Annotated in this window: 12 protein-coding genes; 7 read left to right on the top strand and 5 right to left on the bottom strand. The window is 44.9% G+C overall.

Going from position 1 to position 13,188, the window contains the following annotated elements; all coding sequences use genetic code 11:
- Positions 1-43 precede the first annotated feature (43 nt).
- The 7 genes from AC3CIA_RS02340 (at position 44) to AC3CIA_RS02310 (ending at position 5,674) form a co-directional block, all read left to right on the top strand.
- Entirely contained in the window at positions 44-472 is a 429-nt protein-coding gene (locus AC3CIA_RS02340) for a DUF1499 domain-containing protein (protein ID WP_065207238.1), read from the top strand.
- A 127-nt stretch (positions 473-599) separates the two neighbouring features.
- On the top strand, positions 600-1,295 hold the full coding sequence (gene mtnN, locus AC3CIA_RS02335) for a 5'-methylthioadenosine/S-adenosylhomocysteine nucleosidase (protein WP_017090520.1): 696 nt from the start codon (positions 600-602) through the stop codon (positions 1,293-1,295).
- 10 nt (positions 1,296-1,305) lie between these two features.
- Positions 1,306-2,259, top strand: coding sequence for a cobalamin biosynthesis family protein (locus AC3CIA_RS02330; protein ID WP_017095759.1), 954 nt, complete (start codon positions 1,306-1,308; stop codon positions 2,257-2,259).
- A gap of 1 nt (position 2,260) precedes the next feature.
- Complete coding sequence (gene btuF, locus AC3CIA_RS02325) at positions 2,261-3,130, top strand: vitamin B12 ABC transporter substrate-binding protein BtuF (protein WP_017090518.1); 870 nt, start codon at positions 2,261-2,263, stop codon at positions 3,128-3,130.
- A gap of 74 nt (positions 3,131-3,204) precedes the next feature.
- A complete protein-coding gene (locus AC3CIA_RS02320) occupies positions 3,205-3,822 on the top strand; it encodes a TRIC cation channel family protein (protein WP_004734978.1) in 618 nt (205 codons plus the stop codon).
- Positions 3,823-4,120: 298 nt separating this feature from the next.
- Positions 4,121-4,702, top strand: coding sequence for a flavodoxin family protein (locus AC3CIA_RS02315; RefSeq protein ID WP_488518459.1), 582 nt, complete (start codon positions 4,121-4,123; stop codon positions 4,700-4,702).
- A 126-nt stretch (positions 4,703-4,828) separates the two neighbouring features.
- Positions 4,829-5,674, top strand: coding sequence for a LysR family transcriptional regulator (locus AC3CIA_RS02310; RefSeq protein ID WP_017102972.1), 846 nt, complete (start codon positions 4,829-4,831; stop codon positions 5,672-5,674).
- On the opposite strand, the gene AC3CIA_RS02305 is transcribed toward AC3CIA_RS02310, so the two are convergent.
- From AC3CIA_RS02305 to mutT, 5 genes are all read right to left on the bottom strand, one after another.
- Positions 5,625-6,404, bottom strand: a complete 780-nt coding sequence (locus AC3CIA_RS02305; protein WP_017080245.1) for a TSUP family transporter — start codon at positions 6,402-6,404, stop codon at positions 5,625-5,627. The two genes, AC3CIA_RS02310 and AC3CIA_RS02305, sit on opposite strands and share 50 nt — an antisense overlap.
- A gap of 206 nt (positions 6,405-6,610) precedes the next feature.
- On the bottom strand, positions 6,611-9,841 hold the full coding sequence (carB, locus tag AC3CIA_RS02300) for a carbamoyl-phosphate synthase large subunit (RefSeq protein ID WP_017077692.1): 3,231 nt from the start codon (positions 9,839-9,841) through the stop codon (positions 6,611-6,613).
- A 16-nt stretch (positions 9,842-9,857) separates the two neighbouring features.
- Positions 9,858-11,015, bottom strand: coding sequence for a glutamine-hydrolyzing carbamoyl-phosphate synthase small subunit (gene carA / locus AC3CIA_RS02295; protein ID WP_017072829.1), 1,158 nt, complete (start codon positions 11,013-11,015; stop codon positions 9,858-9,860).
- A gap of 503 nt (positions 11,016-11,518) precedes the next feature.
- On the bottom strand, positions 11,519-12,343 hold the full coding sequence (dapB, locus tag AC3CIA_RS02290) for a 4-hydroxy-tetrahydrodipicolinate reductase (RefSeq protein ID WP_081009011.1): 825 nt from the start codon (positions 12,341-12,343) through the stop codon (positions 11,519-11,521).
- A gap of 92 nt (positions 12,344-12,435) precedes the next feature.
- Complete coding sequence (gene mutT, locus AC3CIA_RS02285; protein ID WP_017084773.1) at positions 12,436-12,834, bottom strand: 8-oxo-dGTP diphosphatase MutT; 399 nt, start codon at positions 12,832-12,834, stop codon at positions 12,436-12,438.
- Positions 12,835-13,188: the final 354 nt, after the last annotated feature.

Genomic DNA, 13,188 nt, shown 5'->3' with positions numbered 1-13,188 from the left:
CGATAACTAGAATTAAAACTAAAACAACGCCATAGGAAACACTATGAAAAAAGCCGCTCTCCTTTCTCTATCTCTTTTGACTTTAACCGCTTGCAGCCAAGGAATCACGGACATGAAAGACAGAACTTCATCACCTTGTGGAGACAAACCAAACTGCGTATCAACTCAAGATGACCGTGAACAGCATACATTGGCCGCGTTTGAGTTATCAGATTCAGCAAACTTAGATGCCATTGAGCAGGTTGCGCTAACCTTACCGGGATCGAAAACCGCGAGTAAAACAGAAGATTACCTGCGTGTTGAATGCACTTCTCGCATCATGCGCTTTGTCGATGACTTAGAGCTTAAGATCACTGATGGCAAACTGATCGTGCGTTCAGAGTCTCGTACTGGTCACTCTGATTTTGGCGTAAACCGAAAGCGTGCTGAACAACTTCGCGCTAGCTTAAAAAGCGAAGGCCTGATCAAATAGATAAAAGAATACGCAGATAAATCGCTGCTATTCGGATGAGAAGTGCCTCTGGGCAGTCGCTCGACACTTCTTATCCATGCTACAATTTCGCTCTACTGTTTAAATATTATTTATTAAGAGACTACACATGAAAATCGGCATCATTGGCGCAATGGAGCAAGAAGTTGCGATCCTAAAGGCAGCAATTTCAGACATTACTGAAGTTAATAAAGGCGGTTGTACCTTTTTCTCTGGTCAGATAAATGGTGTTGACGTTGTTTTGCTTCAATCAGGCATTGGTAAAGTAGCCGCTGCAGTGGGTACTTCAATCCTACTAAGCGAATACCAGCCAGACGTAGTACTAAACACGGGCTCTGCTGGCGGTTTTGATTCAACACTGAACCTTGGCGATGTGGTTATCTCAACTGAAGTTCGTCACCACGATGCAGATGTTACAGCTTTCGGTTACGAAATCGGCCAAATGGCAGGTCAACCTGCAGCGTTCAAAGCGGACGACAAACTGATGGCTGTTGCTGAACAAGCACTAGCACAAATGGAAGATAAGCACGCCGTTCGCGGTCTTATCTGTACTGGCGACGCATTTGTTTGCACAGCAGAACGCCAAGAGTTCATCCGCAAGCACTTCCCATCGGTCGTTGCTGTAGAGATGGAAGCATCTGCTATCGCTCAAGCTTGTCACCAATTCCAAGTACCATTCGTGGTTGTTCGTGCAATCTCTGACGTTGCAGACAAAGAATCACCAATGAGCTTCGAAGAGTTCCTGCCACTAGCAGCACAAAGCTCTTCAGAAATGGTTATCAAGATGGTTGCCCTACTAAAGTAAGCGACTAGACATGCAAACACTGTTTGATCAGGTATTTGCAAATGGCGTGCTCCTTGTAATGTGGGGAGCACTGCTTTTTCATTTGATTTTACCTATCCCCCATGCCGCACACCCTACGACCTTATGGCATAAGTTTGCTGAGCTTTTAGCAAGCAAGGTTAATAACAACCAAAACTATTCCCAAAGCTTAATCTCGGGCACATTAGCCTGGGGCGTAATGGTACTGCCGACTCTGATAATTCTATTGGCACTGCAACCATTGGTTTGGCAATCTCAACTGTTTGAATTAGCGCTGTTATTACTGGCGATTGATTGGCGCAATAATGAAAAGCTAGCAAATCAGCTGATCAAAGCGCTTGGTCGAGAAGATAAAGCTGCTGCTCGTCAGGTACTGGCTCCGGTTGTAAATCGTCAAACCGAATCACTGTCATCACTTGGGCTTGGCAAAGCCGCTGCTGAAACCATCATCATGGGTTACGCTCGCAATGTGGTATGTGTTTTATTCTGGTACGCCATTGGTGGTGGAATTGCGGCTTTAATGTATCGCCTTGTTGTCGAGTTAGCTCGAGCTTGGTCGCCAAGTCGTAAGCAATTTTCTCCGTTCGGCTCAACGGCTATCAAGATCGTCGCTATTCTAGAATTCATACCGATGCGTCTGTTTGCTTTGATGATCGTATGTGGTGATAAAGCAACGCACACATTTAAGATGATGCTTACCCAGAGCCGTTCTTGGCCACTGCCCGGGCCTGCATGGTTGATCACGGCCGTTGGCAACAAGCTGGAATTATCATTGGGTGGCCCTGCTATTTACAACAACACCAAAGCCATTCGCGCAAAATTGGGGGGCAGAATCGCCCCATCAGCTCTGCATCTATCTCAGGTTCAGAAGCTGCTGTTTGGTCGTATTGCTATCTGGATATTTTTACAAAGCCTAATCTTACTATTTGTTCACCAAGGGATTTAGAGTGAAACCTTCAGCACTTGTTACAAGCCTTACTCTTTTGTCTTCCAGCTTATGGCTGCCTTTATCATTTGCGGAAGAAACATCGCTGACTCCAGAAAAAGTACAGCCAGCTCAACGCGTAGTAAGCCTTGCTCCTCACGCCACTGAACTCGCATACAGTGCTGGTTTAGGTGATAACCTTGTTGCGGTAAGTGAGCGGAGTGATTACCCACCACAAGCAGACCAGCTTGAAAAAGTGGCAAACTATCAAGGCATCAAGGTTGAGAAGATCATCGCACTGCAACCTGATTTGATTCTTGCGTGGCCAGCGGGAAACCCGCCCAGAGAACTCGCGAAACTAGAGCAATTTGGGTTTAATATTTACTACTCGAAAACCAAAAGCCTAGACAGCATTGCGACCAATATTGAACAACTCAGCCAGTACTCAAGTGATCCGAGTATTGGGGAAAACAATGCCAAGCAATACAAAGAACAACTCAACGCATTGAGGCTAAAATATAAAGATGCCGAACCAGTAAACTACTTTTATCAGCTAAGTGAAAAGCCGATCATCACCGTCGCTCAAGGGCACTGGCCAAGTGAGGTGTTTGAATTTTGTGGCGGCCAGAATATTTTCGAAGACAGTGCTTCCCCTTATCCGCAAGTTGGTATTGAACAAGTTGTATTAAGGAAACCGCAAGTGATCTTCACTTCTCAGCATGCAATTGAGAATGGAACCATGTGGCAAACTTGGGAAGATGAGATCCCGGCAGTCGCTCAAAATCAGATTTGGTCACTCAACTCTGACTGGATTAATCGCCCGACGACAAGAACTTTGAAAGCGATCCAACAAGTATGCGATTTCTTCGATAGAGCTAGGCAAAATCACTAACTATTTGCTGCGTTTTTTCGTACAATTCGCCACCGACCTGTCCCTACAATTTTAACTATAAGAGCACCAGTATCATGGACTCCATGCTGCTTTATATTATCGATTTATTTGGCACTGCCATTTTTGCTGTCTCAGGCGTATTTGTCGCGGGCCGTCTTAAGATGGATCCCTTTGGTGTCGCCGTTTTAGGTAGCGTAACCGCGATTGGCGGCGGTACGATTCGTGACATGGCACTGGGTGCAACTCCCGTGTTTTGGATCACCGATACCACCTACCTTTGGGTCATCATCACCACCTGTTTGCTGACCATGATTATAGTAAGACGTCCAAAGCGTCTGGCTTGGTGGATCCTGCCAGTATGTGATGCGATCGGCTTAGCGGTATTTGTTGGCATTGGTGTTGAAAAAGCGCTGAATTATCAAGACTCTGCATTGGTTGCTATTATCATGGGGGTTATCACAGGCTGCGGTGGCGGCATTATCCGTGACGTACTTGCTCGTGAAGTTCCAATGATCCTAAGAAGTGAAGTCTACGCCACGGCTTGTATCATTGGTGGTGCTTTCCATACCATGGCGATTCTCATGGGGCACGATTCAGAAACCGCATTTTTAGCCGGTGTGTTCACAACACTATTAATTAGGCTTGGCGCTATTCGCTGGCACTTGTCATTGCCAACCTTCGCTATCAAATAGATAGAACGATGACTAAGAGGCTCCGCAAAGGAGCCTTTTTTAATTCGCTTTCAAATTACTTATCCCCTCAATTTCCCCCTTCAAAGATCCCCCTTTTTTCCTGACACTCAATTTAGTTAGCTTGTTAGTTCATAGCTCTTAGCTTGTTAGTTAGTTAGTTAGTTAGTTAGTTAGTTAGTTAGTTAGTTAGTTAGTAATGCTTTTTGTTTACTTACCTAGTTAACAGGCTATATTAGTAAATAAATATCTTTATAAATTGTTTTATTTACTAATATAGTCTGCCAATAGGGAGTTCAAGATGAGTATCAATAACGTGGGCATTGTTTTCTTCTCTAAGAATGGAGCGACTAAGCAAGTCGCAGAGACAATCGCTGAAGGCATTAACACTCAACAATCTAACTCAGCACTGCTCATCGAGGTGCTCTCTTCTGAAATAGTCGAAGGAAGATATGACAATGACGATAAACTCAGCGCATTAGACAATTGTGATGCGATTATTTTTGGCGCGCCAACCTACATGGGCTCACCAGCGGCTCAATTTAAGAGCTTTATGGATGCGAGCAGTGATACCTACTGTAAAAAAGCATGGCGAAATAAGCTCGCTGCAGGTTTCACCACTGGTGGTAGCCTTAACGGTGAACAACAGCAAACCCTACTGAGCTTTTTCACTCTGGCTTGTCAGCATGGCATGATTTGGGCAGGGCTTGATATCTCAAAGCATATTGATGATTTAGGTTTGAATCGCACAGGTTCAAGTATTGGTTTGGTCGCCAGTGATGATCAGACGGTTGAGAGCACCAATAATCACATCAATAGTAATGATCTTAAAACCGCTTTCTATTTTGGCCAACGCATCGCGAGTCTAGTTAAGGAAACCTAACTAGATAATTGACGAGCTAACGTCAAAACCCCTAGCTTGTCTGATATCTATGAGCTCAGACTAGAGAATGAATGGCGTTTGAGGTAACTTGGTTTAATCATTCCCAACTTTCATGAATATAACCCTATGCTCCTCGAAGGAATCGAAACTCTACTGGTTTTAAGTAAAGCAAAAACCATGAGCCGCACCGGCAGTTTGCTTTATATCAGCCAATCAGCGGTCAGCAAACGGATTGCTAATTTAGAAAAGAAGTTAGGCAAGAAACTCATAGAACCGAGTGGCCGACAGATCAAACTGACGCCAGATGCGATTGCATTAATCGAGAGTATCGGCCCTGCATTCAATGAGCTTCGTGGTCTTATTTATGAGCAGCAAGAGTTGGAAGACACCACCCTCATCACCTTAGATAGCTCTAAGTCGCTGATCGCAGGTTATCTAGGTGAAATGATGGGGAAATTTATCCAGCAAGATAAATACATCACCATTACCACGAACCATACCCCAAGAATCATAGAGCGAGTGCAATCTGGCAAGGCGACCTTAGGGTTGTGTGCTGGCTTACTGCCACCGCATCATGGCTTGATGACATTCCACCTGTTTGATGAGCCTTTTTACATCGTGAGTAAGTCGCCGTTAACGGAGCTTCCTCCAATGGTTATCACTAACGACATGACCAATCCGGCAAACTCGTATCAGTTATCTGTGCTCGAAAAGTTCGGCATCAAACCCTTGATGGAGATGGATGCTTACACTGCAGCAGCCCAGCTAGCATTGGGTGGGACAGGGCCCGCTTTGATCCCGCTCTCGATCGTAAAGACACTCAATATTGAGCCTCAATACCTATTTAGCTTTCCGGAGTTAGAGGGGTTAATTCGACCGATTCATATATGTGTGAGACCAAATAGCTATCAGTCTCCAAGGGTTAAAATACTGATAGAATCCATTGTTGATGCTGTTCCCAAAGCAGTTTAGATGCCATTAACATAGACATCACGATCACAAGGGGGCGAATCCACTTCTGCCCTTTTGTCACCACTACTTTAGCGCCAAGTTGAGCGCCCATAAAGCCACCAACTGCCATCACTAATCCCAACTCCCAAATTGGCAAGCCAGCCAAAATAAAGAAGATCAATGCGGCTATATTCGAGGTAAAGTTAAGAACCTTAGTACGTGCTGTTGCATCCACTAAAGAGAAATGGCCGATAGCAACAAAACAGACGGTAAAAATAGAACCCGTTCCTGGGCCAAAGAAGCCATCGTAGAAACCAACACCGCCACCAATGCACAAAGCAAACACGGCTTCAGACATCTTTTGCTTACCTTCAGACGCTCTGGTTTGGGGTGCTAATAGGAAATAGAGAGAGATGGCGATAAGTAGTAAGGGGATCATGCTGGTCAGCAAACTTGCGTCAATATGCTGCACTAACTCAGCGCCAATCGCAGAACCAATAAAGGTACAGAGAATGGCAAGACGCATCTCTTTTATGTTCACGATACCGTTGCGTACGAAATACCAACTGGCGGAGAAACTACCAAAAGAACTTTGAAGTTTGTTGGTGGCCAATGCCTGCGTTGGTGGTACTCCTGCCGCTAGCAATGCAGGTAGAGTCAACAATCCACCGCCGCCAGCCATTGCATCAATAAAGCCTGCCGCCGTTGCAACAACAAACAAGATAGCCAATATTTCTAGAGTGATTTCCATATACCCAACACCTTAAATTCTCGTGTAGCGACAACTTACCACCGTGAGCAAACAATCAACAACGAAACACAAGATTGTAACCTATTCCAAATTTTCATCATTTAGCCATTACCAGATTTTCACCAGATGACAGGCATAAAAAAGCCCACTCCGAAGAGTGGGCTTTGAGCATTTATATCCGCTTAACAGCGATACACGTTAGTCAATTAAGCTAGAGAAGCTTTAACCTGTGCGTGCAGTTCTTGAACTGAAGTTACTGACGTTTTCGCGTCTGCAGTGTGCGCCATACAAGTCGCAAATGCAGCATTTAGCGTCGTCGTGTAGTTCACTTTCTCAGCCAACGCGCCACGACGAAGAACTTTCGAATCTTCAATCGCTTGACGGCCAGCCGCAGTGTTCACGATGTACGTGTACTCGTTGTTCTTGATACGGTCAAGAATGTGAGGACGACCTTCGTGTACCTTGTTGACTAGACGTGGGTTAATACCCGCTTCGCCAAGGATAACTGCAGTACCGTGTGTTGCGTCTAGCTGGTAACCAAGCTTAGATAGCTTAGATGCTAGGTCAACAACGCGCTCTTTGTCGCCTTCACGAACAGAAAGAAGTGCACGGCCGCCTTCTGGGTAGATGTTGCCACAACCCAATTCAGCTTTAGAGTATGCTTCAGCAAACGTTGCACCAACACCCATAACTTCACCAGTAGAGCGCATTTCTGGGCCTAATAGTGGGTCAACACCAGGGAATTTGTTGAACGGAAGAACAACTTCTTTCACTGAGTAGTATGGTGGGATGATTTCTTTCGTAAAGCCTTGAGACTCTAGCGATTGACCCGCCATAACACGAGCTGCAATCTTAGCGACTGCTGCGCCTGTTGCTTTCGATACGAACGGTACTGTACGTGCTGCTCGAGGGTTAACCTCGATTAGGTATACTTCGTTGTTCTTAACAGCAAACTGCGTATTCATTAGACCACGAACACCCAACTCGAACGCTAGCTTTTCAACTTGCTCACGCATTACGTCTTGGATTTCTTGGCTTAGCGTGTAAGCAGGAAGAGAACATGCTGAGTCACCTGAGTGAACACCTGCTTGCTCGATATGCTCCATAATACCCGCAATAACAACGCGCTCACCGTCACAAATCGCATCAACGTCTACTTCAATTGCATCATCTAGGAAGCTATCAAGTAGTACTGGAGATTCGTTTGAAACACTTACAGCTTCGTTGAAGTAGCGACGTAAATCTTGCTCGTCGTATACGATTTCCATCGCACGACCACCAAGAACATAAGAAGGACGAACAACCAATGGGAAGCCGATTTCGCGAGATTTTTCTACCGCTTGCTCCATTGTTGTTACTGTCGCGTTTTCTGGTTGTAGAAGACCAAGACGGTCAACAGCAACTTGGAAACGCTCACGGTCTTCTGCACGGTCGATTGCGTCTGGGCTAGTACCAATGATTGGTACGCCAGCAGCTTCAAGCTCACGAGCCAGTTTCAGTGGTGTTTGACCACCGTACTGAACGATAACGCCTTTTGGCTTCTCAACACGAACGATTGCTAGTACGTCTTCCAGAGTTACTGGTTCGAAGTACAGACGGTCAGACGTATCGTAGTCTGTCGAAACTGTCTCAGGGTTACAGTTAACCATGATTGTTTCGTAGCCATCTTCACGTAGTGCTAAAGATGCGTGTACACAACAGTAATCGAATTCAATACCTTGGCCGATACGGTTTGGACCGCCGCCTAAGATCATGATTTTCTCTTTGTCTGTTGGGTTCGATTCACATTCGTCATCGTAAGATGAGTACATGTAAGCCGTATCAGAAGAGAACTCAGCCGCACACGTATCTACACGCTTATAGACTGGGTGAATATCGTATTGGTCACGTAGACGACGAATTTCACTTTCTGCCACACCTAGAATCTTAGACAGGCGAGCATCAGCAAAACCTTTACGCTTAAGCTTCATTAGTTCGTCTTTATTCAGCCCAGCAAAGCCTTTCGCTTTAAGTTCTTGCTCTAGTTTTACGATGTCTTCGATTTGAACGAGGAACCAACGGTCAATTTGCGTTAGGTTGAATACACCATCAACTGACATACCAGCACGGAAAGCGTCTGCGATGTACCAAATACGGTCAGAACCGGCTTCTTTAAGCTCATGGCGAATCGTCGTTAGAGCATCAGGTGCATCTAGGTCGACCATTTCGTCGAAACCAGTTGCGCCAACTTCTAGACCGCGAAGTGCTTTCTGTAGAGATTCTTGCTGGTTACGGCCGATAGCCATAACTTCACCAACCGACTTCATTTGCGTCGTTAGACGGTCGTTAGCACCTGCAAATTTCTCGAAGTTAAAACGAGGAATCTTAGTTACTACGTAGTCGATTGTTGGTTCGAATGATGCTGGCGTTGCGCCGCCAGTGATGTCATTCATTAGCTCGTCTAGCGTAAAGCCAACAGCCAGTTTCGCTGCAATCTTAGCGATTGGGAAACCTGTTGCTTTAGAAGCAAGTGCAGAAGAACGAGATACACGTGGGTTCATCTCGATGATAACCATACGGCCATCTTTCGGGTTGATACCAAACTGTACGTTTGAACCACCCGTTTCAACACCAATCTCACGCAGTACCGCTAGAGAAGCGTTACGCATTAGTTGGTATTCTTTGTCTGTTAGCGTTTGAGCCGGAGCCACTGTGATCGAGTCACCAGTGTGAATACCCATTGGGTCAAAGTTTTCAATCGCACATACGATGATGCAGTTGTCGTTCTTGTCGCGAACCACTTCCATCTCGTACTCTTTCCAACCGATAAGTGATTCATCGATAAGAAGTTCGTTGGTTGGAGACAAGTCCAAACCACGACGACAGATTTCTTCAAATTCTTCTTTGTTGTAAGCGATACCACCGCCTGTACCACCCATCGTAAACGATGGACGAATGATACAAGGGAAACCAACCATTTCTTGAACTTTGTAAGCTTCTTCCATCGTTTTCGCTGTATCAGCCGTTGGACACTCAAGACCAATCGATTTCATTGCTTTATCAAAACGAGAGCGGTCTTCAGCTTTATCGATAGCGTCAGCAGTTGCGCCAATCATCTCTACGCCGAACTCTTCAAGTACGCCGTATTTTTCTAAATCTAACGCACAGTTAAGTGCAGTTTGGCCGCCCATTGTCGGTAGAACTGCATCTGGCTTCTCTTTAGCGATGATGTTACGAACCACTTCCCATTGGATAGGTTCGATGTAAGTCGCATCAGCCATGTCTGGGTCAGTCATGATTGTCGCTGGGTTCGAGTTTACAAGAATAACTCGGTAACCTTCTTCGCGAAGTGCTTTACAAGCTTGAGCACCAGAGTAATCAAACTCACATGCTTGACCGATAACAATCGGACCAGCACCTAGAATTAGAACACTTTTAATGTCAGTACGTTTTGGCATTATCTACTACTCCGGATTACGCTTTGTCTTGTTTGTTTGCAACAGACTGGTTAATTAATTCAATGAAGTGGTCGAATAGCGGTGCCGCATCTTCTGGACCTGGGCTTGCTTCTGGGTGACCTTGGAAGCTAAATGCTGGTTTGTCTGTACGGTGGATACCTTGTAGAGAACCATCAAATAGAGACTTATGAGTCGCTCGTAATGTCTCTGGAAGCGTATCTTCGTCAGCAGCAAAGCCGTGGTTTTGTGAAGTAATCATCACAACATCACGATCTAAATCTTTAACCGGGTGGTTTGCACCGTGGTGACCAAACTTCATCTTCACTGTCTTAGCGCCTGACGCAAGAGCAAGAATCTGGTGACCTAGACAGATACCAAAGATTGGCAAACCTTTTTCTAGAAACACTTTTGTTGCTTCAATTGCGTAAGTACATGGTTCTGGGTCACCAGGGCCATTTGAAAGGAAAACACCGTCTGGGTTCAATGCGAGTACTTCTTCTGCTGAAGTTTCAGCAGGAACAACCGTTAGGCGGCAGCCGCGGTCAACAAGCATTCGTAGGATGTTTCGTTTTGCACCGAAGTCATAAGCAACAACGTGGTATGGCAATTCAGAGTCTGCTTTCGCTTCAGGAAGTCCACCCGTAAGCGTCCACGAACCTTGTTTCCATTGATACGCTTCTTTTGTTGTAACTTCTTTCGCAAGGTCCATACCTTTCAGGCCAGGGAATTCTTTTGCTTTAGCTAGAGCCAAAGCTTCGTCTAAATTGTTACCCGCTACGATACAACCGTTCTGTGCGCCTTTTTCACGAAGAATACGCGTCAGCTTACGAGTATCGATATCAGCGATACCAACAACGTTTTGCGACTTAAGGTAATCAGAAAGGGATTGTTCATTACGGAAGTTAGAAGCGATTAGAGGGAGATCGCGAATCACAAGGCCTTGAGCGTGGATTGAAGAAGATTCTTCGTCTTCGGAATTGGTTCCGGTATTGCCAATGTGAGGGTAAGTAAGGGTAACGATTTGTTGAGAATAGGAAGGATCAGTGAGGATTTCTTGGTACCCCGTCATCGAGGTATTAAAAACGACTTCACCAACTGCAGAACCTACAGCGCCAATGGCTTCACCGTGAAATACTGTCCCATCTTCTAGGACGAGTAGTGCTGACTTCTTCAAGACAACCTCCAGAAATAAAAATGCATTAAAATTGATTTAATTTGCAAATCTACCTTCCTGTAACACCAAAAACTGCGTGTTTATGGAAATTAGACAAATTGGCGATATTCTAGTGATCTGCGTGATACGTGTCAACATTTAACGAGAAAGAAATTAAACATTTGTAAGAACTAATTCAATTTCCCCCATCAAAGCTTCAAAAGTTCAACTTTTATACTCTATTAATAGGAATATTACGATTTTCTAATTTTAACCCGTCATTTTAGCTAACCATAGAGTGCCAAAAATATCAGCAACAAAACGCAATCGATAAATACCAAGAGAAAACATAGTAATTTAAAGACCTAAAACAAAAAACACACTAAAGACCGCATAAATAGCACAAAAATAGAGAAAAAATGGCGATAAAAAGAAAGTAGAAGGAAGATCGTAGAAGAGAGATTATTAAGGAAAAGCCACCAAATAAAGAAAGCGCCGGCAATTGCCAGCGCATAAATATCTATTTACAGGTCATTCAAACCAAGGACATCCGTCATGGTATAAAAGCCTGCTGGCTTGTCATTTAGCCAAACAGCCGCCTTGATCGCACCATTGGCAAAGGTCATTCTATCCGTTGCTTTATGGGTAATTTCAACGCGCTCGCCAATATCAGCAAACATAGCGGTATGCTCACCAATGATGTCACCGGCACGAATGGTCGCAAAACCGATCTCATCTTTTGTACGCTCGCCCGTAATGCCTTCGCGTGACCATACAGCGACATCATTTAGCTCGTTGCCCATCGCTCCGGCTATCGCTTCGCCCATGCCAATCGCAGTACCAGAAGGTGCATCGACTTTATGACGGTGGTGAGCCTCTACGATTTCAACATCACAGTAATCGCCCATCACTTTAGCGGCCTTTTCTAGCAGCTTAAATACTAGGTTCACACCAACGCTGTAGTTTGGTGCCATTACAATAGACATCTCTTTTGATGCTGCATCGATGACCTGCTTTTCTTCTTCAGAGAAACCAGTAGTGCCGATGATCAGTTTTTTACCGTGACGTTTACAAAGTTCAATATTCGCTAATGTGCTCACAGGTGCGGTAAAGTCGACGATCACATCAAACTCTTCAATCGCTTTCGAAAGGTCATCAACTAGAGCTACATCAAAACGACCTTCACCGCATAACTCGCCAACATCAACACCGACCAAAGATGATTCTGGACGCTCTGAACCAGCGCCAACGCTTGCTTCTGAATTTTGGTGAGCGGCTTTCACCAAGTTACGACCCATACGGCCAGCTGCTCCTGCAATTGCAATTCTTACCACTGCGAATATCTCCATTGTTTTGGTTACCATTACTGCTCATCTGTCGCAGCAACGTTCATTCGATTAATCTCTTTAAACTAACAACAATCTCAAACTCAGGCTAGCAATTACGAAAACTCTTTTATTACTCGCTCTAAAATTGGCACATTCGCTTCAGGGAATGCGTATTGGCTCAATGATTCAAGATCGACCCATTCACCTTGTTGCCCTTCTTTACCATAAGGCTGTTGCTCGAAATCAGTCACAAGGATGAAATCAAACTTAAGCGACTTGTCACTGTAATCAAATTCAAGGTGCTCAAACAGAGACTGATCTGTCACCTTAATGCCAATCTCTTCATCAAGTTCACGAGCCATCGCTTGCTCAATGGTTTCGCCCGCTTCTACTTTACCACCAGGGAATTCCCAGAAACCGCCTTTGTGCTTGTCGTCTGGGCGTTTAGTGATAAAGACCTGTGACTTATCTTGGTTGAAGATAATGCCCGCGACAATATGGATTCTTTTCATATGATGATGTTCCTTAATAAACGCTTGGCCTACGTTGCCCCTAAATTCGTCACCCTCCAGAAGGAGTAACGACTGAGGTGGGAAACTAATACAACAACCTTAAGCCAAACTATCAAACAAGATTCCCGACTGCGCTCGCTCCTCGCTATAGGGAATGACGACTTTCCTTTCGACAAAAAGATAAGTCATGAAATTTACATACAAAAAGAGCCGCCTAAGCGACTCTTTTTATCAATAAGTTTGTGTGAAGCTAAGCTGTGACGTGGTGAGTGCAAGGAGGAGGCGCGGAGCTTACGTTAGTAAGTGAATACCGTTAGTAAGTGAGCACGTCCGACACTGCAATTATCCGTTACA

Source organism: Vibrio sp. QJM3NY_27 (genome assembly GCF_057785955.1).
This window is presented reverse-complemented; position numbering and strand designations above follow the sequence as displayed.